Source organism: Streptomyces sp. LX-29, from assembly GCF_029541745.1.
GTDB lineage: Bacteria > Actinomycetota > Actinomycetes > Streptomycetales > Streptomycetaceae > Streptomyces.
Genome location: NZ_CP089746.1, coordinates 4,673,186 through 4,696,307, shown reverse-complemented (window position 1 = coordinate 4,696,307; position 23,122 = coordinate 4,673,186). Strand labels below are relative to the sequence as shown.

Sequence of the window (23,122 nt, the reverse complement as noted above, 5' to 3'; positions counted from 1 at the left end):
CATATCCGCGTACGGGGGCGGGGGTTCGGGTTCCCGGCGCGCTGGCGTGGCGATGGGGCCCGACTGGTCCGGGAGTGGTCCGGCGCGCCATCGGCACACGATCCGCTGTTGCCAGCATCGGCGCACGACAGCACCGGCGCACACCGAGGGAGCAGCCCTATGTCCCAGCTGACGCGACCGGCGGGCCCGCGCGGCAGCCGTATCCGCGGCGTGGGGGCCTACCGCCCCGCCCGCACGGTCGGCAACGCGCCGATCGCGGAGCGGATCGGCGTCTCGGAGGAGTGGATCGCCAGCCGCTCCGGCATCCTCGCCCGGCGCTTCGCCGGGCCGGACGAGCCGCTCCCCGCGATGGCGACGGCCGCCGCCGAGAAGGCGCTGGCAGCCGCCGGGATCGAGGCCGACCGGGTGGACGCGGTGATGGTGGCGACGATCAGTCATCTGACCCAGATGCCGGCGCTCGCGGTCGACGTGGCACACCGGCTCGGCGCCCTACGGGCGGCCGCCTTCGACGTCTCGGCGGCCTGTGCCGGCTTCTGCCACGCGCTGGCGCTCGCCGACACCACCGTCCGCGCGGGCGACGCCGAACACGTGCTGGTGATCGGCGCGGACCGGATGACCGACGTCGTCGACCAGGACGACCCGGCCACCGCGTTCCTCTTCGCGGACGGCGCCGGGGCGGTCGTGGTCAGCGCGGTGGAGGACGGCACGACAGGGATCGGGCCGGCGGTGTGGGGCGCGGACGGCAGCCGGCAGGAGGCCATCACCATGACCGGCCACTGGGTGCCGGAGCTGCGCCGCGAGGACGCCGCGCTCCCCTGGCCGTACCTGGCCATGACCGGCTGGAAGGTCTTCCGCTGGGCCACCGAGACCCTCGGCGACGTGGGCCGCACGGCGGTCTCCCGCGCCGGGCTCACCGTGGCGGAGCTGGCGGCCTTCATCCCGCACCAGGCCAACCTGCTGATCACCGAGGCCCTCGCCAAGGACCTCGACCTGCCCGGCTCCACCGCGATCGCCCGCGACATCGCGGACAGCGGCAACACCTCCGCCGCCTCCATCCCGCTGGCCATGGAGCGGCTGTTGGCCACCGGCGCCGCCCGCTCCGGCGACCCGGCGCTGCTCATCGGCTTCGGCTCGGGGCTGGTCTACGCGGCCCAGGTGGTGGAGCTGCCCTGAACGGCCCGCGGCCCCACACCCGTAGGAACACCTCCCACCCACGACGGGGGAAGCATGGACCTCGACCTCACCGGCAAGCACGTCCTGATCACCGGGGGCAGCCGTGGCATCGGCCGCGCCCTGGCCCTGGCCTTCGCCCACGCGGGGGCGCAGGTGCTCGCCTGCCACCGCGACCCGAGCCCGCAGGCGGACCGCCTGGCCGCGGAGCTGAAGGAAGCCCCCGGAGAGCATCTGCTGGTCCAGGCCGACGTCACCGACCCGGCCCAGGTGGACCGGCTGCTCGGCCAGGCACGCGAGCGCTTCGGCGGGCTGGACGTGGTGGTGCACAACGCGGGCGTGATCAGCCACGTGCCGTTCGCCGAGCTGAAGGCCGAGGAGTGGCACCGGATCCTCGACACCAGCCTCACCGCCGCCTATCTGCTGGTCCGCGGGGCGCTGCCGCTGCTCGGCGCCGGCGCCTCCGTGATCACCGTCGGCTCGCGGGCCGCGCGTGCCGGGATCCCGTTGCGCGCCCACTACACCGCCGCCAAGGCGGGCCTGGAGGGGCTGACCCGCTCGCTGGCCAAGGAGCTGGGCCCCCGCGGCATCCGGGTCAACGTGATCGCCCCCGGTGTGATCGACAGCGACGACACCAAGGCGCTGCCGGCCGAACGGCGCGCCGAACTCACCGCCCGCTACAGCGCCATGACCGCCCTCGGCCGCCTCGGCCGCCCGGACGAGATCGCCGGCGCGGCGCTCTTCCTCGCCAGCGGCCTGTCGAGCTACCTCACCGGCCAGACGATCTGCGTGGACGGGGGGATCTGAGCCCGCGACGCGGCCCGCGGGTGCCGCCCGCCCCGTGGTGCGCGGGGCGGGCGGCGGTCTGTGTCGCCCTACGGCGGCCCGTCACGGCCAGCGGACGACGGGCCCTCCCCGTCGGTACTCCAACCGGCACTCCGGCACGTCGCCTTCGTCGGGCGGCCGCTGCCCGGCCAGGGCGTAGCAGAGCGCCGCGTGGAGCTGCTCCGTCTCGGTGATCGTGAGCGTGAGCGTGACGGGCTTCCCGACGTGGCCGACCTGGAACGACAGCGTGAAGTCGCCCTCTTCGGTGGGACGTTCGACGCGCCAGCGTGATGACGGCAAGCTCACAGCCACACCCCCGGCTCGAACCGGTACGGGCGCGTGATGATCTCGCGGTAGGCGAGGTGCCCGGGGTGCCCCTTGAGGTGCGCCACGGCCCATTCGGTGCCCGCCTCGCCACTGTCGTACGGCTCTCCGGACTCCCCGCAGGCCGCGCACTGCATCCTGAACGAGTGCGGTTCGGCCTCCGGCCGGCGGTCCGGGCCGATGGTGTACTCCCGGAACCTGTACGTCGCGCGGCGGGCTCCGCCCCGGGGCCCGAGGTGGCTACGGACCCGCTCGGCCAGATCGTCCCCACGCCGGGCGAGCTCTTCGAGGCTGGGCCGGTCCTGCCCGCGCGCCGGTGGCGTCTGCTCACTCATCGGGCCGCCACCCCCACCCGGTACGCGTGTCGGGGTCCGCTGGCGCGGTGCCGCCCGGAGGCGGGAAGTAGCAAACCCAACAACGCCTTGAAGATCGTTCGGATAGGGTCCATGACGTCGTCAACCTCCTAGTGGTTGATGGCCACGCCCCCGGACGTTCGCGCGTCGCGGGGGTCCTTGCGTCTCCTGCCACACCTTCTGGTGCGGTCATGACTGTGTGTAGTGCAAGCGTCGCTGTGCGGGCGTACGCTGACCAGCGTTCCGGCCATTCCCAAGCTCGCCGGAATGCTGGGGAGTTGAACGCATGAACGAGGAACCCGAAGACGCCGCCTCCTGGTTCGGCCGGGAGATCAAACTCGCCCGGGAATCCCGCGGGTGGTCACAGCAGCGACTGGCGAGCGAGCTGTACTGCTTGCAGCCCTACGTCAGCAAGGTCGAGACGGGGCACCAACTGGCCTCTCCGCAGTTCGCGGAACAGTGCGACAAGGTGTTCGGCACGACCGGCATCTACGCGCGGCTGCGGGAGCGCGCGGCCGACAGCCGGAACCCGATCTGGTTCATCCCGTACCTGAAACTGGAGCGCGAGGCGCGGAACAACTGCGACTACTCCAGCACGTTCGTCATGGGCATACTGCAGACGCCTGAGTACGCAGAGGCCATCTTTCGGGCCGCACACCCGGACGAGACGCCCATCCAGATCAAAGCCCGCGTGGATGAGCGCTTGCGGCGTCGCGAGATCTTCGACAGGCCGAAGCCGCCGTCGCTGTGGGTGATCCTGCATGAAGCGGTCCTGTGGTCCCGCGTAGGCGGCGCCGAGGTCATGCGGGGACAGCTTCGGCACCTACTGGCCGCGACGGAGTCGCGGCACATCGACATCCAGGTCCTCCCCTTCACCGCGGGCACCCCGTCGGGAGGAGACTCGTTCAATGTGCTGACACGGCCGGACGGAACCGAGATCCTTTACGAAGAGACCTATCAACGGGGGCAGGTAGACGACAATCCGGCAGTGGTGGCCGAAGCCCGCGCGGCCTACGAGCGGCTGCGCGCCGACGCCCTGCCACGTAACGAATCCCTCGCCCTCATCCGGCACGTCTTGGAGGCGTACCACCATGACCACCACCCCAGACCTCTCCGGCGCGATATGGGTGAAGTCCAGCTACAGCCAGGGCAACGGCGGGCAGTGCGTCGAATGGGCCCCCGAGTTCGCAGCTACCGGCGCCGTCCCCGTCCGGGACAGCAAGAACCCTGACGGCCCCGCCCTCGTCTTCGCCACCCCCGCCTGGAAGGCGTTCGTCACCGCCCTCGCCGAAGGCGAGCGCTTCGGCCCCTGCCATCATGCCTAAGCGCATCATTCCGGACGCCGCCACGCTCGTCGGCTGGCGCAAGTCGTCCTACAGCAGCTCCGAGCCGGACAACTGCGTAGAGGTGTTGGACAGTTACCCGACTGGAGTCCCTATTCGTGACAGCAAGAACCCCGACGGCCCAGCCCTAGTCTTCGCCACACCGGCATGGAAGGCGTTCCTCGCCGCCATCGCGGAACGCGAACCTCTCGACGCCTGAGACGCCCGGCAACATCCGGCACGCATTGGAGGCGCACTCATGGCCAACACGCCAGACCTCTCCAGCACGAAATGGGTGAAGTCCAGCTACAGCAACGGCGGTGGCAACTGCCTCGAATGGGCCCCCGAGTTCGCTGCTACCGGCGCCGTCCCCGTCCGGGACAGCAAGAACCCTGACGGCCCCGCCCTCGTCTTCGCCACCCCCGCCTGGAAGGCGTTCGTCACCGCTGTCGCGAAAGGCGCGCCCCTCGCCTGAGGTCGACGGCGGCCGGAACCACTCGGAGCCCACCCCGCATGGCGCGGGGTGGGCTCCACGCTCATTCGAAACAGTCAGGCGGCGCGGCACAGTGCCGCGGGGTCGGCCGACGTACGGGCCACCGCGGCGTACACGGGAGCGGCGGTGCGGACGGAGGCGGCGGTCTGCGTGCGGTTCCGCGCGAAGACGACGAGGCGCAGCACCGCGAACCGCGCGACGCCGGCGAGCGCGGAGGCGGTCAGGTAGACGACCTGTTCGAGCATCGCACCGGGCGCCGCCACCAGTTGGTGCAGGACGAGCATCGCCGCACAGGTCACCGTGTACCCGGCCGCCGCGGACCCGGCCGACTGCGCGTGCTGGCGCCAGGTCGCGCGGCCGCCCGCGCCGAAGGTGAAGCGGGCGTGCAGCTCGGTGGCGAGGAGCGTGGAGACCACGGTGATGAGGGCGTTGGCCAGCGCCCAGGGGATCCAGGAGGCGAGGGCCGTCACGGCGAAGCTGGAGGCGATCCCCACCCCGCCGCCGCAGAGCGCGAAGCGGGCGAAGGCGGTGAAGGCGCCGAGCGTCGCCGGCTCGTGACTCTGTGCTGTCCCCATGATGATGCGCCCCCCGATGGCTTACTCCCCAAACGCGCACCCCTCGGCCTGCGAGACCGAGGGGTGCGCCACCCGTGGCACCATCATGGCACATCGATGGCGCCACAGCGATCCATTTATGGCGCCACCCGCGTCGCCAGTGGCACCACGACAGGGGGCGGAGCCGTGAAGGTGCAGGTCAGCGGCTCAGCGGCCGCTTCGGCGGGGCCGATCCCCGACCTCTGGCGGCAGGTCAGCACCATGAGGGGGCGCGATCCGGACGCGGGCTGAATCCTTTCGGGTGGCCCGTGCCTCTTATCGCTGTACCGACGAACGTCGGGACGGATCTGGAGGTTGTCGTGATCATCGGTATCGGTATCGCCGTCGGCGTGGTGCTGCTCTGCACCTGCGTGCTCGCCCTCAAGCGCAAGCGTGGTGGGCGTGGCTGACTCGGCCTGGCCCAGCGAACCGCTGATCGTCGCCGCGCAGCGCGGTGATGTCGATTCGATCGCCGCGTTGGTCTCGGGCTCACACCCGAACGTTCAGCGTTTCGCCCGCTCCCTCTGCGCGACCCGGGAGGACGCCGAGGACGCGGCGCAGGAAGCCCTGATCATCCTGTACCGCAAGATCGGGATGCTGCGGGCCTCCGGCGCACTGGCGTCGTGGATGTTCCGCATCGTCCGCAACGAGTGTCTACGGCGCGCACGGGCGATGGTGCGGGACGACTCACCGGTGCCGGACACCGCCGTGGACTCGGCCGAGGACGAGGCACTGCGCCGCCTGGACGCGGGCAGGGTGGCGGCGGCGGTCGCGGCCCTGCCGCCCGACCAGCGGCGGGTGCTGATCATGCGAGACATCCAGGGCCACAGCGGACGGGCGGTCGCCGACGCGCTGGGCCTCAGTACGGCGGCGATGAAATCGCGTCTCCACCGAGCCCGCGCGGCGGTTCGACACACGCTTCACGCCACACCCGACTCAGCTCCTGGAGGGGACGATGACCGGAACGAAGGCTGACGGCCCCGACTTCGCGAGCGCCTCCCTGCCCCGGCACCTGGTGCGCGGCGCGGTGGGATTCGGCGCGCTGGTCGGCTCGGTCGCACTCATCCCGGCCGTCGGGCCGGTCAGCCTGGCGCTCCTGCCGGTCGGCCTGCTCGCGCTGCGAGGGTGCCCGATGTGCTGGATGGTCGGGCTGGCGCAGACCGTTTCCCGGGGCCGCCTGGAGCGCTCCTGCGAGGACGGCCAGTGCCGACTGACCGTCGCGGGCCAAGGGAGGGAGCACGGCGAACCGGTCGCCTCCACGCCATGAGAACGGGCCCTAGTCCCCCACCAACCGCTCCCGGATATAGGCCCGGACCAGCTCCGGGACCGAGTAGCGGATCGTCCAGCCGTCCCCGCCGCGGACCTGGAGCAGGTGCTGCTCCACCAGCGGGGCGAGCACGCCCTCGACGCCCGCGCCGTCGTGGCCGAGGAGTCGGGCCGCGTCGTCGGAGGTGAACTCCTCGGGGCCGACGGCGCCGAGCAGCAGGATGGCGATGCGCTCGCGCTCGCGGAGGCGGCCGAAGCCGGCCGCGTAGGCGGGGCGGAGGTCCATGCCGGGGAGGCTGACCTCGTCCAGGCGACGGCGGGCGTCGGCGAGGCGGTGGGCGAGCTTGAGGAGGGGCCAACTGGGCAGGGCGGCCAGGCGGATGCCGACCGCGCGGAGCACCAGGGGGAGGCCGCCGCAGAGTCTGACGATCTCCTCGACGGCCGCGGGCTCCCGCTCGGTGCGCCGGGTGCCGATGATCCTGCCGAGCAGATCGGCGCCCTCGTGCGGGGGCAGCGGGCCCAGCAGCACCCGCTCGGCGCCGGGCAGCCCGTGGCCGGCGCCGGTGACCAGCGCGGCGCAGCGGCCGCCGCCCGGCAGCAGCGGGCGGACCTGGGCGGCGTCCGCGGCGTCGTCGAGGACGAGGAGCAGCGAGCGGTCCGCGCACCAGGTGCGGAACGCCTTGCCCCACTCGTCCGGGTCGTCCGAAGGGCGGGGGTGACGGGTGGAGCCGACCGCGCTCAGGAAGCTCGCCAGGATCTCCCGCGGGCGTGGCGGGTCGGCGCTGCGGCCGCGCAGGTCGGCGTAGAGCTGGCCGTCCGGGAAGGCGTGCCGCAGCCGGTGGGCGAGGTGCACGGCCAGGGTGGTCTTGCCGACGCCCGGCGGGCCGCTGAGCCACAGCACCGGCAGCGGACAGGAGTCCTCGCGACTCCGCGCGAAGCGCCGTTCCCACTGGTGCAGCAGCTCCGCGCGGCCGGTGAAGTCGCCGATGTCGGGCGGTAGCTGGGCGGGGCTGGGGGTCGCCTCGTAGCCCTCGGGCGCGGGCTCCTCGTGGGCCGGTTCTCCACCGGGGGCGTCGGGCCACGGGTCGCCGCCCTCCGCGGGGGCGGGCCCGTCGGACACGACGACCGCCACGGGCGGCTCCCCCGCGTCGTCCTCGCGCAGCGTCTGCGCGCCGGACAGCACCGCGTTCTGCAGCCGCCCCAGGTGCGGCGAGGGCTCCAGGCCCAGCTCGTCCACGAGGCCGCGGCGGAAGGTCTGGTAGAGCTCCAGCGCCTCGTACCGCCGCCCGGAGCGGTACAGCGCGATCATCAGCTTGGCGTGCAGGCCCTCGTTGAACGGGTGTGCCGCGCAGAGCGTCTTGAGCTCGCTGATCAGCTCGTGGTGGCGGCCGAGCGTGAAGTCGGCCTGGATGCGCAGCTCCAGGGTGCGCAGCCGGCTCTCTTGGAGCCGGGCGACCTGGGCGCTCAGCAGGGCGCCGGACTCCACCCCGGCCAGCGGGCCGCCGCGCCACAGGGCCAGCGCCTCGCCGAGGGAGCGGCTGGCGCGGCGGGCGTCCCCGGCGTCCAGCTCGGTCCTGCCGCGGGCGGCGAGCTCCTCGAAGCAGCGCAGGTCGAGATCGGCGTCGGGGACGGTCAGCAGATAGCCGTTGGGCTTGGTGTGCAGGGCGGCGCGCCCCTCTTCGCCGAGCACCTGTTTACGGACTTTGTAGATGTAGGACTGGAGGGTCGCCAGCGCGGTCACCGGCGGACGTGATCCCCAGAGTTCGTCCACGAATTCATGGGTTTGCACGACTCGATTCTCAAACACCAGCGCCAACGCCAGGATCTGGCGTAACTTCGGTGCCCCCGGGGTCAATTCACGATTGCTTTCGTCAACTACTTCCAGCGGACCGAGGACTCGGAACCGCAGGTTGGGCCGCTCAGACATGATCGATTCCCCCGTCGATATGCGACAGCACAGACCCGCGTCGCCCATCGTACCGGCCGAAATTCCGTCGGCCTTTGGATGATTGAGAAGCGACGCGGGTTTCTGGGGCCGAACACCGAAGCGGAGGCCGAAGTGCGGATTACGCGGAATAGGAGGCGACCACTTCGTACACGGCGAAGGGACGCGGATCGGGGTCGACGAACTCGCGCACCGGCGCGGTCTGCCCCCGGTGGTCCTTGGCCGCCTCCCAGGTCTGGAAGGCGGCCAGGTCCTCCCACTCGCTCAGCACCGCGTACCGCCGGGGGTCGTGGGCGTTGCGCAGCAGCTCGTTGCCGAGCAGCCCGGACGTGCCCTTCAGCGCGGCGCTCGACGCGTGATAACCGCTGATCAGGGCGTCGGCGGAGCCCTCAGGCACCCGGTAGTAGATGACGACGCGGGTGCTGCCGGTGCCACTCATGACGACTCCTCCGTTACGGGCTTGGGCAGGGCGGCGGCGACGTCCATGACGGTCATCGAGCCGCCGGTGCGGAACGGGTGGAGCTTGCGGCGGTGCTCGATGTGCGCCGCGCTCCGCTCGAAGGCGCGGAAGCGCTCCTCGTTGGTCCAATCGCTGATGATGAAGTAGACGCCCGGCTCGTCGCGGCTGCGCATCAACCACTGTCCGAGGTTGTCCGGATGTTCGGTGACGGCCGCGCCGATCCCGCTCCAGACCTGTTCGAAGTCGACCTCCAGGCCGGCCACGATCTCCGCGCGGAGCAGCACCCGGAAGACGGCGCCGGCCGCGTCCCGCGCGGCGGACGCCTCCTCCACCAGGTGCTTGATCCGGGCCATCTCCTTGAGCGTCTGCCGGTCGAGGTGCTCCTGGGCCGCGGCGTCGTCGACGGGCGCGGTGGGCTTCATGGCGAAGTCCTGGATCCAGCGCATCCGCACCCCCTCGCCGTCCGGTTCGTACTCCCACCGGATGTCCATGTGGGTGAACGGGCCGGTCTCCACCCGGCGGGCGGTGACCGTGCGGGTCCGGGGGTCGGCGGTCCGCTCGGAGACCCAGCTCCACTCCTTGCCGTCCTCGTCCGGGTGCATGGTCAGCCGGAACCGGACGGTGTTCCCCTCCCGGTGCACCACGTCGACCTTCCGGTACTCCGAGAACAGCTCGGTCCAGGAGGTCACGTCGTTGGTCATGCCCCACACCAGGTCCATCGGGGCCTGGATGACGACCGCGTTGTCGATGTGGCCGGCCACCTCAGCCCACCTCGACGTGCTCGTTGACGTAGTCGAGCACCGCGCGGGGCGTCTTCATGGTGTCGACGGCGTCGTCCGGGATGCGCATCCGGTACTCGTCCTGGATCTGGGTGACGATCTCCAGCACGGCGAGCGAGTCGACCTCCAGGTCGGCGAAGGGCGTGTCCAGGATCTCGCCGTCCAGGTCGAGGCCGTCGGCGGCGCTGCCGAGGGTGGCGCGCATGATCTGACGCAGTCGGTCGAGGGTGAGCGGGGTACTCATGGGTGCTCCTTGTCGGTGTCGTCGTACGAATCACGGATCGCGGTGGTGCGGAGAAGGGCTCAGCGGGGCGCGCGCAGCACCACGGCCGCGTTGAAGCCCCCGTAGCCGCGCGCCACCACCAGCACGTGGCGCAGCGGCGTCTCGCGCGGGGCGCCGCGCACCAGGTCCAAAGGCGGCGCCCCGGCGGGCGGGTCCAGCACGTGGACGGTGGGCGGGATCACCTGGTCGTCGAGGGCGAGCAGGGCCGTGGCCACGTCCAGCGCGGCGGCACCGGCGTAGAGGCGCCCGGTGGCGGTCTTGGGCACGGTGACGGGCACCCCGCGCGGGCCGAAGACGGCGACCAGGGCGGCCGCCTCGGCGCGGTCCAGGGCGGGGACGCCGGCGCCGTCGGCGAAGACCGCGTCCACCTCGTCCGGGCCGATCCGGGCGTCGGCCAGGGCGGCCTCGACGGCCCGGCGCAGGGTGGGCGCGCGGCCGGAGCCCGGCGGCGGGTCGAAGCTGGCCGCGTAGCCGGCCACCTCGCCGTAGAGCCGGTCCACGCCGCGCCGCAGCGCGTCCTCGCGCCGCTCCAGGACCATGATCGCGCCGCCCTCGCCGGGCACATGGCCGCCGGCTCGGGCGTCGAACGGCAGATAGGCGGCGGTCGGGTCGGCGACCCGGCTCAGCCGTCCGGTCGCCAGCTGGGCGACCATGCAGGCCGGGGAGAGCGGGGCGTCGGTGCCGCCGGTCAGCGCCAGCCGGGCGCCGCCGCGCAGTTGGCGGCGGGCGTGTCCGACGGCGTCCAGGCCGCCCGCCTGCTCGGTGGCGAGCAGCCCGCAGGGGCCGCGCATCCCGTGCAGGATGGAGAGCTGGCCGGTGGTGGCCGCGTAGAACCAGGCCACCGACATGTACGCGCTGACCCGCAGCGGGCCGCCGCTCCACAGCTTCTCCAGCTCGCGCTGGCCGAACTCCACGCCGCCGGAGGAGTTCGCGGTCACCACCGCCATCTCGTACTCGGGGAAGTCCGCCGGGTCGGCCCCGGCGTCCGTCAGCGCCATGGCGGCGGCGGCGAAGGCGAAGTGGGTCATCCGGTCGGTCTGCGCCAGCAGCCGCGCGGGCACGTGGTCGGCCGCCGCGGCCTCGTCGAAGTCCCGCACCTCCCCGGCGAGCTGGGTGGTGTAGCCGGAGGGGTCGAAGCGCTGGATGCGGTCGACGGCGCTCTTGCCGGCCAGCGTGGTGGCCCAGTAGGCGTCGGTGCCGGTGCCGGTGGGCGCCACCACGCCGAGCCCGGTGACCACGGTCTCGCCACTCATCGGAGCCTCCTCGGCGAGGTGAGCACGACCGCCGTCTGGAAGCCGCCGAAGCCGCTGCCGACGCTGAGCACCACATCGGTGCGGTGCTCCCGCGCATGATTCGGCACGTAGTCCAGGTCGCACTCCGGGTCGCGGGCGGTGAGGTTGGCGGTGGGCGGCACCACGCCGTGCTCGATGGCGAGCGCGGAGGCGGCGACCTCGATCGCGCCGATCGCGCCCAGCGAGTGGCCGATCATCGACTTGATGGAGCTGACCGGCACCCGGCGGGCGTGATCGCCCAGGCTGCGCTTGAACGCGGCGGTCTCGTGCCGGTCGTTCTGCCGGGTCCCGGAGCCGTGGGCGTTGACGTAGTCGACCTGCTCCGGGGCGATGCCGGCGGAGCGCAGCGCCTGGGTGATCGCCTCGGCCAGCTCCCGGCCGTCGGGCTTGAGGCCGGTCATGTGGAAGGCGTTGGCGCGGTTGGCGTAGCCGGCCACCTCGCAGTAGACGTGCGCGTCGCGGCGCGCCGCCCGGCCGCGCTCCTCCAGCACGAAGACCGCCGCGCCCTCGCCCAGCACCAGCCCGTCGCGCTCCAGGTCGAAGGGGCGACAGGCCCGCTCCGGCTCCTTGTTGCGGGTGGAGGTGGCCTTCAGCGCGTCGAAGCAGGCCACGGTGATCGGGGAGATGGGGGCGTCGGTGGCGCCGCCGATGACCACGTCGGCGGCGCCCTCCTCGATGAGCTGGGCGGCGTACCCGACGGCGTCCAGGCCCGAGGTGCAGCCGGTGGAGACGACCGCGGCGGGCCCCTCGGCCCCGCTCAGCCAGGCCACCTCGGCGGCGGCGGTGCTCGGCACCACCGCGCCGTAGAGGTGGCGTACGCCGTACTCCTCGTCGCACAGCCAGCGGCGCCCGCCGTCGGAGATGACCGTGTACTCGCTCTCCATCAGCATGGTGGAGCCCACCGCGTTGCCGATGGCGACGGCGGTGCGGTGCGGGGCGAGCTCCCCGGTGACCAGCCCGCTGTCGGCCAGCGCCTCGCGGGTGGCGACCACCGCGAGCTGCACCGCGCGGTCCATCCGCCGGATCTCCTGCGGGGTCAGCCCGCGGCTCTCCGGGTCGAAGTCGCACTCGGCCGCCACCTGGCAGCGGAACAGCGACGCGTCGAAGAGGCTGATGGTGCGGGTGGCGGTGCGGCCGGCGGTCAGACAGGACCAGAACTCCGGTACGTCGAGCCCACCGGGCGCCACCACGCCCATGCCGGTGATGACGGCTCGCCTGCCGCCCCGCTCAGTCACGCTCGTTCTCCCAGCGGTAGAACGGCACGGCCATGGCGTGCCGGGGCTCGGACCAGTTCGGGTCGTACGGCCGGATGTAGGGCAGCAGCCGCTCGTGGATCTCCTGGAACAGCGGGTGCCGGCGGTGTTCGTACAGCCGCTCGGTGGTGTCCTCACCGTCCGCCTCGACCAGGTGCAGATAGAGGTCGTGGAAGCGGAACAGGGTCCTTCGGCGGACGCCGATGAGGTGTGGCAGCTCGGTGCCGTCGGACCAGCGGAACACCTCGGACACCCCGGCCACGTCCTCGGGGTTCATCCGAGCCACGATCAACGTTCGGTGCATATCGACTCCCGTCCCGTCCCGGAGGCGCCGGCCGCGCCGGCTGTCGCCGGTCGTCGTCGTCGGCGGCGTCGGCGTCGGCGTCGGCTTTCGCCGGTCGGCGTCGGCTCTCGCCCGTCGGCGCCGGGTCTCGCCCGTCGGCGTCGGCTCTCGGCGGTCGTCGCCGGCTCTCGGCGGTCGTCGCCGGCCTCTCCGGACCTCTCCGGGTCGATGCTCACCGCCTCGGATGGCACCCCGCTGGTCGGCGGATCGTCCGCGCCCCACGGGAGCGACAGCGCCGCGACAGTCGCGCGACAGCGCCCCACCAGCGCGGGGCACCAGCCTCGTGCCCGACCCCCGACCGGCATCGAGAGGTGATCCGCCCATGACTGCGACCGCACAGCACGGCACCGGTGACGAGGCGTTCCGGAGGCTCGGAGAGCTGGCCTTCAGCGCCGGCGTGGCGGCGGCGGTGCAGACGGCCGCGCGACTGCGCGTGCCCGACGTCCTCGACGACGACCCGCTGCCCGTGGAGAAGCTCGCCGAGAAGGTGGGCCTGGACGCGCACCGCCTCTACCGGCTGCTGCGCACCCTGACCTCGTACGGGGTCTTCGTCGAGCCCCAGCCGCGCCACTTCGCCCACACCGACGTCTCGGTCCTGCTGCGCGAGGACCACCCGCAGAGCCTGCGGGCGATCGTGCTGTGGGTCGGCTCGCCGTGGACCTGGCAGTCCTGGCCCCGGCTGGAGGACGCCCTGCGCAGCGGCGAGAGCGTCATCCCCCGCGTGTTCGGCAAGGACTTCTACACCTATCTGAAGGAGGACGCCCCCGCCGACGAGAAGGTCTTCGCCCAGGCCATGACCGAGTCGAGCATCCGCAGCTCGGCGGCGGTGGCCGAGGCGCTGGACCTGTCCACGGCCGCCACGCTGGTGGACATCGGCGGCGGCCAGGGCCATCTGCTGCGCACGCTGCTGCGTCACAACCCGCACCTGCACGGCGTGCTGTTCGACCTGGAGACGGTGGTCCCGGGCGCCTACGAGGAGCTGCGGGAGGGCGGCGAACTCGGCTCCCGCACCCGGATCCTGGGCGGCAACTGCCTGGAGTCCGTCCCCGTCGACGCCGACGTCTACGTGCTGAAGAACCTGCTGGACTGGCCGGACGATTTCTCCGTCGCGGTGCTCCGCAACATCCGGGCCGCCGCCCGCCCCGGGGCCCGGGTGGTGGTGGTCGACAGCCTGGTCGACGCCCACCCCGACGAGATGACGATCACCACCGCGCTCGATCTGTTCCTGCTGCTCAACATGGGCGGCCAGAAGCACAGCCGGGGCGAGTTCGAGGCGCTCTACGCCCGCGCGGGCATCGAGGTCACCGGCGTCACCTCGGCACCGGGCACGCTGCCCCGGCTGCACCTGGTCGAGGGGCGGATCCAGGCGGCGGGCTGAGCGCCCGGGGACCGTACGGCGGACGGCCCGCACGGCGGACGGCCGTACGGGCCGGAGGCCCCGTACGAGAGACGGCCCTGCGACAGACGGCCCGTACGACAGACGGCGGGGCGGTAGGCGAGGTGGACATGGGAGGGGGCGTCGAGCAGCGCCAGGTCGGCGCGGGCGCCGGGGCTGACGCGCCCGACGTCGGTGCGGCGCAGCGCCGCCGCGCCGCCCGCGGTGGCCGACCAGACGGCCTCGTCGGGCGTCATCCGCATGTCCCGCACGGCCACCGCGATACAGAACGGCATCGAGCTGGTGAAGGACGAGCCCGGGTTGCAGTCGGGCGACAGGGCGACGGTGACACCGGCGTCCAGCAGCCGGCGCGCGTCCGGGTAGGTCGCCCGGGTGGAGAACTCGGCGCCGGGCAGCAGCGTGGCCACCGTGGAGCCGTTCGCCAGCGCGTCCACGTCCTCGTCGGAGAGGTGGGTGCAGTGGTCGGCGGAGGCGGCGCCGAGCTCCACGGCCAGCTGCACGCCGGGGCCGTACGAGAGCTGGTTGGCGTGCACGCGCGGCAGCAGGCCGCGCGCGATGCCGGCGGTGAGGACGGCCCGCGCCTGGTCCCCGTCGAAGGCGCCCTGCTCGCAGAAGACGTCGACCCAGCGGGCGTGCGGGGCGCAGGCGTCCAGCATCGGCCCGGTGACCAGCTCGACGTAGGCGTCGGGCCGGTCGGCGAACTCCGGGGCGACCACGTGCGCGCCGAGGTAGGTGACCTCGTCGGTGTGCGCGGCGGCGATGCGCAGGGCGCGCGCCTCGTGCTCGGTGGTCAGCCCGTAGCCGGACTTGATCTCGATGGTGGTGGTGCCCTGGCGCAGCGCCTCCCGCCGGTAGCGGGCCACGTTGTCGTGCAGCTCGTTGTTGGAGGCGGAGCGGGTGGCGGCGACGGTGGTGCGGATGCCGCCGGCGCTGTAGCTCCGGCCCGACATGCGGGCGTTGAACTCCTCGGTGCGGTCTCCGGCGAAGACCAGGTGGGAGTGGGAGTCGACGAAGCCGGGGATGACCGCCCGGCCCTCGGCGTCGACCCGGTTGTCGGTGCCGGGGACCTTGCTCGACGGGCCGACCCAGGCGACGCGGTCGCCCTCGATGACGACCGCCGCGTCCTTCAGCAGTCCGAGCGGGCCCTCACCGATCTCGGGGTCGTTGGTGACCAGGCCGGCGATGTTGACGATGGCGGTGGTGTCCACCCCGCCCGGCCCGGTGGGCGCGGGGGGCTGGACCAGGGGTGTGTGGGTGTGCGGGTGGGGCGTGGGGTTCATCGCGGGGGGCTCTCCTTCGGCCGGGTGGCCGGTGCCGTCGGGCCGTTCACTCACGCAGCGCGGCGATGGACTCGGACAGGGCTAGCGGGACCTGCGGCACCAGCTGGTGCTGCCCGTCCCGGACGATGTGGCGGCCGCCGACCACGGTGTGCAGCACGTCCGCGTTGGAGGCCGCGAAGACGGCGACCTCGGCGCCCAGCCGGGGCAGCGGGCCCGCGGTGCGCACCGAGTCCAGCCGGACCGTGGTGAAGTCGGCGAGCGCGCCGCTCTCTATCCGTCCGGCGCTGTCCCAACCGAGCGCCGTGTGGCCGTCCTCGGTGGCCGCGCGCAGCAGTTGGGCGGCGGTCCAGTGGCCCCGGGTGCGGGTGCGCAGCCGCTCGTCCAGCTCCATCGCGCGGGCCTCTTCGAGGATGTCGATGACCGCGTGGCTGTCGCTGCCCAGGCTCAGCGGGGAGCCCGCGCCCTGCAGCAGGGTGGCCGGGCCGATGCCGTCGGCCAGGTCGCGCTCGGTGGTCGGGCACATGCACACGCCGGTGCCGGTGGAGCCCAGCAGCGCGATGTCCTCGTCGGTGAGGTGCGTGGCGTGCACGGCCGTGGTGCGCGGGCCGAGCGCCCCGTGGTCGGCCAGCAGCCGGGTGGGGGTGCGGCCGTGCGCCTCGCGGCAGGCGTCGTTCTCGGCGGTCTGCTCCGAGAGGTGGACGTGGAGCGGCGCCTGCCGGTCGGCGGCCCACTGGGCGACGGTGGCCAGCTGCCCCGCCGGGACCGCCCGCACCGAGTGGATGGCCGCGCCGATCCGGGCGTGCGGGGCCGGGATCAGCGCCGAGACCCGCTCGGCCCAGGCGTCGGCGGTGCCGTCGCTGAAGCGCAGCTGGTGCGGGGAGGGCGCGGCGCCGAAGCCGGAGGAGAGGTAGGCGGTGTCCAGCAGGGTGATGCGGATGCCGGCCTCGGCGGCGGCCGCGATCAGGGCCTCGCCCATGGCGTTGGGGTCGGCGTACCGGGTGCCGCCGGGCGCGTGGTGGACGTAGTGGAACTCGCCGACGCAGGTGATGCCGGCGAGCGCCATCTCCGCGTAGACGGCGCGGGCGAGGGCGAAGTAGCTATCCGGGGTGAGCCGAGCGGCGTACTGGTACATGAACTCGCGCCAGGTCCAGAAGGTCCCGGAGCCGATCTGCACCAGCCCGCGCAGGGCGCGGTGGAAGGCGTGCGAGTGGGCGTTGGCCAGGCCGGGGAGGGTCAGCCCGCGGAGGGTGACGCCGCCGACGGGCGGCGCCGGCACCCCCGTCCGCAGGGCCGTGATGCGACCGTCGGCGCCGGTCTCGATGGCGACGCCCGGCTCGACATGGGTGCCGAGCCAGGCGTGTTCCGCCCAGTAGGTCTGCGGTGTCAGCGACACGCGAGGCCCTCCAGTACGTCGGCGAGTGCGGTCACTCCGGCGAGGCAGTCGTCCTCGGCGGCGGTTTCCGCGGGCGAGTGCGAGACGCCGGTGGGATTCCGTACGAACAGCATGGCCGTGGGGACCGATGCGGACAAAATACCCGCGTCGTGTCCCGCGCCGGTGGGGAGCACGGGTGCGTCGCCCAAGAGGGCGGCCAGCTCGTCGCGCAGGGCGTGCCCGAACTCCACCACGGGGGTGAAGGACTCCCGGGTCATCCGGACGTCGACGCCGTCCCGCTCGCCGCGCTCCACCGCCGCCCGCTCGATCTCCGCGACGACGGCGTCCAGCGTCTCCTGGTCGGCGGCGCGGGAGTCCAGCCAGCCGCGCACCAGCGAGGGGATGGCGTTGACGCCGTTCGGCTCCACGCTGACCTTCCCGAAGGTGGCCAGCGCACCGGCCAGCCGCGCCTTCTTGCGCGCGGCGAGCACGGTGTTGGCGTAGGTCAGCATCGGGTCGCGGCGGTCCTCCAGCCGGGTGGTGCCGGCGTGGTTGGCCTCGCCGTGGAAGTCGAACCGCCAGCGGCCGTGCGGCCAGATGGCGGACGCGATGCCGATCGGGTGCCCGGACAGGTCCAGCGCCCGGCCCTGCTCCACGTGCAGCTCGACGAAGGCGCCGATGCGGGCGAGGCGCTCGGGGTCGGGGCCGATCGCCTCCGGGTCGTACCCGGCCCGCTCCATGGCGTGCGCCAGCCCGACGCCGTCGGCGTCGCGCAGCGCGTGCGCCTGCTCCGGCGTCAGCTGCCCGGCCGCCAGCCGGGAGCCCACGCAGGCCAGCCCGAACCGGGCGCCCTCCTCGTCGCCGAAGTTGACGATCGCCAGCGGGCGGATCGGCCGCGCGCCGCGCGAGCGGAGCTCGTCGAGCGCGGCGAACGAGGACACGACGCCCAGCGGGCCGTCGAACGCGCCGCCGTCCGGCACGGAGTCCAGGTGCGAGCCCGTCACCACCGCGTCCTCGGCGGCCGGGTCGCCCAGCCACGCCCACTGGTTCCCGTTCCGGTCCACCTCGTACGCCAGCCCCCGGGACTCCGCCTGCGCCCGGAACCACTCCCGGCAGTCGACGTCGGCCCCGGTCCAGGCGAAGCGGCGGTATCCGCCCGAGGCCGCTTCGCGGCCGATGGGCAACAGGTCCTTCCACATCTCGTGGAACGAGGTCGGCGTGGGCGTGCGTTCCGCCGGGACGGAACGGGCGGGCACACCGGCACCCGCACCCGACGGCGCATCGCCGTGCGCGGTCACTCGGCGCCTCCGGCGCCCTCGCGCATGGGAACGCGCACACCGCGCTCCACGGCGACCTCGTCGGCGCGGTCGTAGCCGGCGTCGACGTGGCGGATGACGCCCATGCCGGGGTCGTTGGTGAGCACGCGGCGGATCTTCTCGCCGGCGAGCGGGGTGCCGTCGGCGACGGTGACCTGACCGGCGTGGATGGAGCGGCCCATGCCGACGCCGCCGCCGTGGTGCAGGGAGACCCAGGAGGCACCGGAGGCCACGTTGACCATGGCGTTGAGCAGCGGCCAGTCGGCGATGGCGTCGGATCCGTCGAGCATGGCCTCGGTCTCGCGGTAGGGCGAGGCGACGGAGCCGCAGTCGAGGTGGTCCCGGCCGATGGCCAGCGGGGCGGCCAGCTCACCGCTGGCGACCATGTCGTTGAAGCGCTCGCCGGCCTTGTCGCGCTCGCCGTAGCCGAGCCAGCAGATGCGCGCGGGCAGGCCCTGGAAGTGGACGCGCTCGCCGGCCATCTTGATCCAGCGGTGCAGCGACTCGTTCTCCGGGAACAGGTCGAGGATCGCCTTGTCGGTCTTGTGGATGTCCGACGCCTCGCCGGAGAGGGCGGCCCAGCGGAACGGGCCCTTGCCCTCGCAGAACAGCGGGCGGATGTAGGCGGGCACGAAGCCGGGGAAGGCGAAGGCGCGGTCGTAGCCGGCCAGCTGGGCCTCGCCGCGGATGGAGTTGCCGTAGTCGAAGACCTCGGCGCCGGCGTCCATGAAGCCGACCATGGCCTCCACGTGCTTGGCCATGGACTCGCGGGCGCGGGTGGTGAAGCCGGCCGGGTCCTTGGCGGCGTACGCGGCCATGTCGTCGAAGTCGACGCCGGTGGGGAGGTAGGAGAGCGGGTCGTGGGCGGAGGTCTGGTCCGTCACGATGTCGATCGGGGCGCCCTCGGCCAGCATCTGCGGGAGCAGGTCGGCCGCGTTGCCGAGCAGGCCGATGGAGAGCGGCTTGCGGGCGTCGCGGGCCTCGGTGGCGAGCTGGAGCGCGTGCTGGAGGTTGTCGGCCTTGACGTCCAGGTAGCGGTGCTCGATCCGGCGCTCGATGGCGCGCGGGTCGCAGTCGATGCAGATCGCGACGCCGTCGTTCATCGTCACGGCCAGCGGCTGGGCGCCGCCCATGCCGCCGAGCCCTGCGGTGAGGGTGATGGTGCCGGCCAGGGTGCCGTTGAACTTCTTGGCGGCGACCGCGGCGAAGGTCTCGTAGGTGCCCTGGAGGATGCCCTGGGTGCCGATGTAGATCCAGGAGCCGGCGGTCATCTGGCCGTACATGGTCAGGCCGAGCTGCTCCAGGCGGCGGAACTCCTCCCAGTTGGCCCAGTCGCCGACCAGGTTGGAGTTGGCGATCAGGACGCGCGGGGCCCACTCGTGGGTCTGCATGACGCCGACCGGGCGGCCCGACTGGACGAGCATCGTCTCGTCCTGCTTGAGGGTCCGCAGCGTGCGGACCATCGCGTCGAAGGAGCGCCAGTCGCGGGCCGCCTTGCCGGTGCCGCCGTAGACCACGAGCTTGTCGGGGTGCTCGGCGACCTCGGGGTCGAGGTTGTTCTGCAGCATCCGCAGGGCGGCCTCCTGCTGCCACCCCAGAGCGCTCAGCTCGTTGCCGCGCGGGGCTCGTACGGGTCGCGGTCCGGACATGAAGCACGCCTCCTGCCATTGACTGGATCGAGATATTCACATCTTGTCGTCACTGAATACCTCTAGTCAACAGCTTCGCCGGCGTCCCTGAGGTGGTTGGCTGGAGACATGACAACCACCCGTCGCGACTTCGCCGTCCGTGCCGCCGTGGAACAAGGGCTGATCGCTCCCGACCAGCCCGTCATCGGCCTGCTGGACGTGGCCGGAATCCGCGCCGCCGCCACCGCCCTGCGCGCCGCCTTCGCCGAGGTCACCGCCCCCGGCACCCACGTCCTGCACGCCTTCGCGGCCAAGGCCGCCGCCCTGGTCCCGGTGCTGCGGCTGCTGGCGGACGAGGGGCTGGGGTGCGAGGTGGCCAGCCCCGGCGAGCTCGCGCTGGCCCGCGCGGCCGGGGTGCCCGCGGACCGCATCGTCCTCGACTCGCCCGCCAAGACCCCCACCGAGCTGCGCGAGGCGCTCACCCTGAGCGTCGCCGTCAACGCGGACTCCCTCGCCGAGCTGGCCCGACTCGACGCGCTGCGCCAGCGGGTGCACAGCGACTCCCCGCTGGGCCTGCGGGTCAACCCCCAGGTCGGCGGCGGCGCCATCGACGCGCTCAGCACCGCCACCGCCACCGCCAAGTTCGGCGTCCCGCTGCGCGACGCGGGCGCGCGGGAGGCCACCGTACGGGCCTTCCTGGACCGCCCCTGGCTGACCCGACTGCATGCCCATGTCGGCTCGCAGGGCTGTCCGCTGGAGCTGATGGCGGCCGGCGTCCGGGAGGCGTACGAGCTGGCCGAGGAGGTCAACCGGGCGGCCGGACGACGGCAGATCGACACCCTCGACATCGGCGGCGGACTGCCCGTCAACTTCACCTCCGACGAGACCACCCCCACCTTCGCGGCCTACGCCCGAGCGCTGCGCGCCGCCGCCCCCGGGCTGTTCACCGGCGACTACCACCTCGTCACCGAGTTCGGCCGGTCGCTGCTGGCCAAGTCGGGCACCGTGCTGGCGCGCGTGGAGTACACCAAGACCGCCGGCGGCCGCCCGATCGCGGTCACCCACGCCGGCGCGCAACTGGCCGTGCGCACCGTCTTCGCCCCCGAGACCTGGCCGCTGCGGATCTCCGCCTACGACCCGCACGGCCACCCCAAGGCCACCGGCCCCGACGGCCCGGTGGAGCAGGACGTCGCCGGCCCCTGCTGCTTCGCCGGCGACCTGGTCGCGACCGCCCGCCCCCTGCCCCCACTCGCGGCGGGCGACCTGACGGCGCTGCTGGACACCGGCGCCTACTACTTCTCCAACCACTACGCGTACAACAGCCTGCCGCGGCCCGGCGTCTACGGCTTCACGATCGACCACGACGGCGCCGTGCGCTTCGCCACCGTACGAAGCCCGCAGACGGTCGCCGAGATCGTCGCCGAAAGCGGCGGCGCCCACGCGGAGGCCCTGTCGGGCCTGTGACCGGGGCCCCGTGCGGGGGTGGCGGGCTGGGAGGGCCGGGAGGGCGTGGGGACGGCCGGGGTGGCGCGGGGGCGGGCTGGGACGGGCCGGGGGGCGGGAAGGGCCGGGGCGGGCCCGGATGGCGCCGGCGGCGGGCGGAACGACGCGCGGAGGCAGGCCGCCACGGCGCCACGCTGAGCATGCGGAGGCCGCAGCAGGCCGGGGCGGCGGGCTAGGACAGGCCGGGACGGCACAGGGCCCGCATGGCGCGGGGCGGAGGCCACGAGGTCGTCAGCCAGAGGACACAGCCGCAAGCCAGCCAACCGGCCAGTCGCGCGCCGAGGGCGTCGGCACACCGCACCGCGCGGGCGGCGGCGCGGCGACGAGGGGCCTCGCGCGGTGGCGCCCGGCGACGGCCCTCGCGCGGTGGACGTCCGTGCGCCGCGGGACCGGGCGGCGCCGGGCGGGGGGCTTCCGGTATTCGGCCGGCGCGCGGCCGTCAGTCGGCGAACAGCCCGCGCGCAGCGGCCTTGGTGTCGAACTCCTCCAACCGGGCCTGGGCGTCCGGGAGCGCGTCGCACATCGCCTCCAGCAGCACCCGGCCGAGCAGCATGGGCGCGCAGGCGGTGTCGAAGGCCAGGCCGGTGCCGACCGCGGCCGGCAGCAGCAGGTCGCTGTGCCGGGCCACCGGGGCGAAGGCGCTGTCGGCCACGGTGACCACCGTCAGCCCCGCTCCTCGCGCGTACTCCAGGGCCTCGACGACCTCGCGCGGGTGGCGCGGCAACGCGAAGCACAGCAGCGCGGTGGCGCCCGCGCGGACCGCGGCGTCGATGCGGTCGGCGAGCATGGTGCCGCCCTCGTCGAGCAGCCGGACGTCCGGGTGGACCTTGCGGGCGAAGTAGGCGAAGCCGCGGGCCTGGGCGGAGGCCGCGCGCAGCCCGAGCACCGGTAGCGGGCGGGAGGCGGCCAGCAGCCGGCCGGCCCGGTCCACCGGCGTGGGGTCGGCCAGCAGCGAGGCCAGGTGGCGCAGGTTGTCGATCTCCGACTGCACCGCCTGCTGGTACTCGTTGTACGAGTCCGAGCCGCCCGGCTCCACCCCGGCGGGGGCGACCTCGCGCAGGTACTTGCGCAGCGCCGGGTAGCCGTCGAAGCCCAGCGCGACCGCGAACCGGGTCACCGAGGGTTGGCTCACCCCGGCCAGCTCGGCCAGCTCCACGCTGGAGAGGAAGGGCGCGTCGGCCGCCCGGCGCACCATGCAGTGCGCGATGCGGCGCTGCGTCGGCGTCAGCCGGTGCCCCTCGAACAACTTCTGCAGCCGGGCCGCCCCCGCCTCCGGGCCCCCGTCCAGCTCACTGCCCATCCGGTCCTCCCGAGCCCACCCTATTCACGCCCCTTACGCCTTGCATAACTATATGCGGGCGGCGCACCCGGCCCCGGGCGGAGCTGCTTCAGTCCGAGCGGCCGTACGCCTCCCCCACCAGCAGGACCGCCGTGGACAGGCCCAGCTGGGGCTCGGCCTTGCGCAGCGCGCGGACGGCGGTGACCTGGTCGGTGTGGTCGTCGACGCCGGAGCCCGCCAGCGCGCGGCGGACCCAACGGACCCTCAGCTCCGCGTCGCTCAGGGCCCTCTGCTCGGCGATCAGCGCGACGGCGCGCTCCAGACCGGGCCGTTCGGCATCGTCCGCGGTCGCCAGCGCCTGCCGCAAGGTGGCGTCCAGTTCCTCCCCGTCACGCAGCACCAGCACGTTGAGGCCCGCGTTGCTGAAGCCGAACATGCCACTCCTTCACACCTTCACACGTCCCACACCATCCCCGTGATACGCACCGTATGCCGCCCCAAGCGGCCCGGCATCAGTCGCCAGACCGTTTCGGTACCCCACCCATCGGCGGGGTACCGGCGCGACGGAGCCCCGACACGACGCGACGCGCACCGGATCGCTACGCAGCGTCGCCGCCCCGAGCCGCACACCGGGGTCACGGCGCGGT

At 73.4% G+C, this 23,122-nt stretch carries 25 protein-coding genes and 2 pseudogenes; 10 read left to right on the top strand and 17 right to left on the bottom strand.

Going from position 1 to position 23,122, the window contains the following annotated elements; translation table 11 throughout:
• Positions 1-159 precede the first annotated feature (159 nt).
• Positions 160-1,173: a beta-ketoacyl-ACP synthase 3 gene (locus LRS74_RS20275; RefSeq protein WP_277742317.1), complete on the top strand. Its 1,014-nt coding sequence runs from the start codon at positions 160-162 to the stop codon at positions 1,171-1,173.
• 54 nt (positions 1,174-1,227) lie between these two features.
• The gene (locus LRS74_RS20270; RefSeq protein ID WP_277742316.1) at positions 1,228-1,977 is read left to right on the top strand and encodes an SDR family NAD(P)-dependent oxidoreductase; all 750 of its coding nucleotides are present in this window, start codon (positions 1,228-1,230) and stop codon (positions 1,975-1,977) included.
• Between the two features lie 81 nt (positions 1,978-2,058).
• On the opposite strand, the gene LRS74_RS20265 is transcribed toward LRS74_RS20270, so the two are convergent.
• Entirely contained in the window at positions 2,059-2,301 is a 243-nt protein-coding gene (locus LRS74_RS20265) for a hypothetical protein (RefSeq protein ID WP_277742315.1), read from the bottom strand.
• On the bottom strand, positions 2,298-2,654 hold the full coding sequence (locus LRS74_RS33635; protein ID WP_347178145.1) for a hypothetical protein: 357 nt from the start codon (positions 2,652-2,654) through the stop codon (positions 2,298-2,300). The genes LRS74_RS20265 and LRS74_RS33635 overlap by 4 nt, the downstream gene beginning before the upstream one ends.
• 304 nt (positions 2,655-2,958) lie before the next feature.
• Between LRS74_RS33635 and LRS74_RS20255 the strand changes: the two are divergent.
• From LRS74_RS20255 to LRS74_RS20240, 4 genes and pseudogenes are all read left to right on the top strand, one after another.
• Positions 2,959-3,732: pseudogene (locus tag LRS74_RS20255) on the top strand (helix-turn-helix transcriptional regulator); the annotation flags it as partial.
• 31 nt (positions 3,733-3,763) lie between these two features.
• Positions 3,764-3,997: a DUF397 domain-containing protein gene (locus tag LRS74_RS20250; protein WP_277742314.1), complete on the top strand. Its 234-nt coding sequence runs from the start codon at positions 3,764-3,766 to the stop codon at positions 3,995-3,997.
• Positions 3,990-4,214, top strand: a complete 225-nt coding sequence (locus tag LRS74_RS20245) for a DUF397 domain-containing protein (RefSeq protein WP_277742313.1) — start codon at positions 3,990-3,992, stop codon at positions 4,212-4,214. The genes LRS74_RS20250 and LRS74_RS20245 overlap by 8 nt, the downstream gene beginning before the upstream one ends.
• Positions 4,215-4,253: 39 nt before the next feature.
• Positions 4,254-4,469 carry a DUF397 domain-containing protein gene (locus LRS74_RS20240; RefSeq protein WP_277742312.1) on the top strand — a complete coding sequence of 72 codons (216 nt, stop codon included), beginning with the start codon at positions 4,254-4,256 and terminating at the stop codon, positions 4,467-4,469.
• A 74-nt stretch (positions 4,470-4,543) separates the two neighbouring features.
• On the opposite strand, the gene LRS74_RS20235 is transcribed toward LRS74_RS20240, so the two are convergent.
• Entirely contained in the window at positions 4,544-5,062 is a 519-nt protein-coding gene (locus LRS74_RS20235) for a GtrA family protein (RefSeq protein ID WP_277742311.1), read from the bottom strand.
• A gap of 420 nt (positions 5,063-5,482) precedes the next feature.
• Between LRS74_RS20235 and LRS74_RS20230 the strand changes: the two genes are divergently transcribed.
• Both LRS74_RS20230 and LRS74_RS20225 read left to right on the top strand, forming a co-directional pair.
• Positions 5,483-6,055 carry an RNA polymerase sigma factor gene (locus LRS74_RS20230; protein ID WP_277742310.1) on the top strand — a complete coding sequence of 191 codons (573 nt, stop codon included), beginning with the start codon at positions 5,483-5,485 and terminating at the stop codon, positions 6,053-6,055.
• Positions 6,036-6,347, top strand: coding sequence for a hypothetical protein (locus LRS74_RS20225; RefSeq protein WP_277742309.1), 312 nt, complete (start codon positions 6,036-6,038; stop codon positions 6,345-6,347). Before LRS74_RS20230 ends, LRS74_RS20225 begins: the two co-directional genes overlap by 20 nt.
• A 9-nt stretch (positions 6,348-6,356) precedes the next feature.
• Here LRS74_RS20225 and LRS74_RS20220 read toward each other — a convergent pair whose 3' ends face one another.
• From LRS74_RS20220 to LRS74_RS20185, 8 genes and pseudogenes are all read right to left on the bottom strand, one after another.
• Positions 6,357-8,135, bottom strand: a complete 1,779-nt coding sequence (locus LRS74_RS20220) for a BTAD domain-containing putative transcriptional regulator (RefSeq protein WP_277742308.1) — start codon at positions 8,133-8,135, stop codon at positions 6,357-6,359.
• A 277-nt stretch (positions 8,136-8,412) separates the two neighbouring features.
• Positions 8,413-8,730, bottom strand: coding sequence for an antibiotic biosynthesis monooxygenase (locus LRS74_RS20215; protein WP_277742307.1), 318 nt, complete (start codon positions 8,728-8,730; stop codon positions 8,413-8,415).
• Positions 8,727-9,035, bottom strand: coding sequence for an antibiotic biosynthesis monooxygenase (locus LRS74_RS20210; protein WP_277744850.1), 309 nt, complete (start codon positions 9,033-9,035; stop codon positions 8,727-8,729). Before LRS74_RS20210 ends, LRS74_RS20215 begins: the two co-directional genes overlap by 4 nt.
• A gap of 33 nt (positions 9,036-9,068) precedes the next feature.
• Positions 9,069-9,512 (bottom strand): annotated as a pseudogene (locus LRS74_RS20205) (SRPBCC family protein); the annotation flags it as partial.
• A 1-nt stretch (position 9,513) separates the two neighbouring features.
• Complete coding sequence (locus LRS74_RS20200) at positions 9,514-9,774, bottom strand: acyl carrier protein (RefSeq protein ID WP_277742306.1); 261 nt, start codon at positions 9,772-9,774, stop codon at positions 9,514-9,516.
• Between the two features lie 59 nt (positions 9,775-9,833).
• Entirely contained in the window at positions 9,834-11,066 is a 1,233-nt protein-coding gene (locus tag LRS74_RS20195; RefSeq protein WP_277742305.1) for a ketosynthase chain-length factor, read from the bottom strand.
• Positions 11,063-12,340, bottom strand: a complete 1,278-nt coding sequence (locus LRS74_RS20190) for a beta-ketoacyl-[acyl-carrier-protein] synthase family protein (RefSeq protein WP_277742304.1) — start codon at positions 12,338-12,340, stop codon at positions 11,063-11,065. The genes LRS74_RS20195 and LRS74_RS20190 overlap by 4 nt, the downstream gene beginning before the upstream one ends.
• Complete coding sequence (locus LRS74_RS20185; RefSeq protein WP_277742303.1) at positions 12,333-12,662, bottom strand: TcmI family type II polyketide cyclase; 330 nt, start codon at positions 12,660-12,662, stop codon at positions 12,333-12,335. The genes LRS74_RS20190 and LRS74_RS20185 overlap by 8 nt, the downstream gene beginning before the upstream one ends.
• Before the next feature lie 361 nt (positions 12,663-13,023).
• On the opposite strand from LRS74_RS20185, the gene LRS74_RS20180 reads away from it, so the two are divergent.
• Positions 13,024-14,079: a methyltransferase gene (locus tag LRS74_RS20180; protein WP_277742302.1), complete on the top strand. Its 1,056-nt coding sequence runs from the start codon at positions 13,024-13,026 to the stop codon at positions 14,077-14,079.
• On the opposite strand, the gene hutI is transcribed toward LRS74_RS20180, so the two are convergent.
• The 4 genes from hutI to hutU all read right to left on the bottom strand — a co-directional run bounded on the left by hutI (position 13,980) and on the right by hutU (position 19,714).
• Positions 13,980-15,305, bottom strand: coding sequence for an imidazolonepropionase (hutI, locus tag LRS74_RS20175; protein WP_277744849.1), 1,326 nt, complete (start codon positions 15,303-15,305; stop codon positions 13,980-13,982). The two genes, LRS74_RS20180 and hutI, sit on opposite strands and share 100 nt — an antisense overlap.
• Positions 15,306-15,423: 118 nt before the next feature.
• Positions 15,424-16,770 carry a formimidoylglutamate deiminase gene (locus LRS74_RS20170; protein WP_277742301.1) on the bottom strand — a complete coding sequence of 449 codons (1,347 nt, stop codon included), beginning with the start codon at positions 16,768-16,770 and terminating at the stop codon, positions 15,424-15,426.
• Positions 16,761-17,948, bottom strand: coding sequence for an allantoate amidohydrolase (locus tag LRS74_RS20165; RefSeq protein ID WP_277744848.1), 1,188 nt, complete (start codon positions 17,946-17,948; stop codon positions 16,761-16,763). Before LRS74_RS20165 ends, LRS74_RS20170 begins: the two co-directional genes overlap by 10 nt.
• Before the next feature lie 95 nt (positions 17,949-18,043).
• The gene (gene hutU, locus LRS74_RS20160) at positions 18,044-19,714 is read right to left on the bottom strand and encodes a urocanate hydratase (protein ID WP_277742300.1); all 1,671 of its coding nucleotides are present in this window, start codon (positions 19,712-19,714) and stop codon (positions 18,044-18,046) included.
• Positions 19,715-19,822: 108 nt separating this feature from the next.
• Here hutU and LRS74_RS20155 point away from each other — a divergent pair, with 108 nt between their 5' ends.
• Entirely contained in the window at positions 19,823-21,157 is a 1,335-nt protein-coding gene (locus LRS74_RS20155; RefSeq protein WP_277742299.1) for a diaminopimelate decarboxylase, read from the top strand.
• 478 nt (positions 21,158-21,635) lie between these two features.
• Here the strand turns inward: LRS74_RS20155 and LRS74_RS20150 are convergent, their stop codons facing one another.
• The gene (locus tag LRS74_RS20150) at positions 21,636-22,496 is read right to left on the bottom strand and encodes a MurR/RpiR family transcriptional regulator (protein WP_144386829.1); all 861 of its coding nucleotides are present in this window, start codon (positions 22,494-22,496) and stop codon (positions 21,636-21,638) included.
• Positions 22,497-22,584: 88 nt separating this feature from the next.
• Complete coding sequence (locus tag LRS74_RS20145; RefSeq protein WP_144386828.1) at positions 22,585-22,911, bottom strand: hypothetical protein; 327 nt, start codon at positions 22,909-22,911, stop codon at positions 22,585-22,587.
• Positions 22,912-23,122 lie beyond the last annotated feature (211 nt).

What these genes read in the sequence shown, in the direction of transcription:
- LRS74_RS20275 (WP_277742317.1), top strand. Translation starts at nt 160, where the DNA reads ATGTCCCAGCTGACGCGACCGGCGGGCCCGCGCGGCAGCCGTATCCGC.
- LRS74_RS20185 (WP_277742303.1), bottom strand. Translation starts at nt 12,662, where the DNA reads ATGCACCGAACGTTGATCGTGGCTCGGATGAACCCCGAGGACGTGGCC.
- LRS74_RS20270 (WP_277742316.1), top strand. Translation starts at nt 1,228, where the DNA reads ATGGACCTCGACCTCACCGGCAAGCACGTCCTGATCACCGGGGGCAGC.
- LRS74_RS20225 (WP_277742309.1), top strand. Translation starts at nt 6,036, where the DNA reads ATGACCGGAACGAAGGCTGACGGCCCCGACTTCGCGAGCGCCTCCCTG.
- hutU (WP_277742300.1), bottom strand. Translation starts at nt 19,714, where the DNA reads ATGTCCGGACCGCGACCCGTACGAGCCCCGCGCGGCAACGAGCTGAGC.
- LRS74_RS20155 (WP_277742299.1), top strand. Translation starts at nt 19,823, where the DNA reads ATGACAACCACCCGTCGCGACTTCGCCGTCCGTGCCGCCGTGGAACAA.
- LRS74_RS20150 (WP_144386829.1), bottom strand. Translation starts at nt 22,496, where the DNA reads ATGGGCAGTGAGCTGGACGGGGGCCCGGAGGCGGGGGCGGCCCGGCTG.
- LRS74_RS20200 (WP_277742306.1), bottom strand. Translation starts at nt 9,774, where the DNA reads ATGAGTACCCCGCTCACCCTCGACCGACTGCGTCAGATCATGCGCGCC.
- LRS74_RS33635 (WP_347178145.1), bottom strand. Translation starts at nt 2,654, where the DNA reads ATGAGTGAGCAGACGCCACCGGCGCGCGGGCAGGACCGGCCCAGCCTC.
- LRS74_RS20195 (WP_277742305.1), bottom strand. Translation starts at nt 11,066, where the DNA reads ATGAGTGGCGAGACCGTGGTCACCGGGCTCGGCGTGGTGGCGCCCACC.
- LRS74_RS20165 (WP_277744848.1), bottom strand. Translation starts at nt 17,948, where the DNA reads ATGTGGAAGGACCTGTTGCCCATCGGCCGCGAAGCGGCCTCGGGCGGA.
- LRS74_RS20245 (WP_277742313.1), top strand. Translation starts at nt 3,990, where the DNA reads ATGCCTAAGCGCATCATTCCGGACGCCGCCACGCTCGTCGGCTGGCGC.
- LRS74_RS20180 (WP_277742302.1), top strand. Translation starts at nt 13,024, where the DNA reads ATGACTGCGACCGCACAGCACGGCACCGGTGACGAGGCGTTCCGGAGG.
- LRS74_RS20240 (WP_277742312.1), top strand. Translation starts at nt 4,254, where the DNA reads ATGGCCAACACGCCAGACCTCTCCAGCACGAAATGGGTGAAGTCCAGC.
- LRS74_RS20145 (WP_144386828.1), bottom strand. Translation starts at nt 22,911, where the DNA reads ATGTTCGGCTTCAGCAACGCGGGCCTCAACGTGCTGGTGCTGCGTGAC.
- LRS74_RS20215 (WP_277742307.1), bottom strand. Translation starts at nt 8,730, where the DNA reads ATGAGTGGCACCGGCAGCACCCGCGTCGTCATCTACTACCGGGTGCCT.
- LRS74_RS20235 (WP_277742311.1), bottom strand. Translation starts at nt 5,062, where the DNA reads ATGGGGACAGCACAGAGTCACGAGCCGGCGACGCTCGGCGCCTTCACC.
- LRS74_RS20250 (WP_277742314.1), top strand. Translation starts at nt 3,764, where the DNA reads ATGACCACCACCCCAGACCTCTCCGGCGCGATATGGGTGAAGTCCAGC.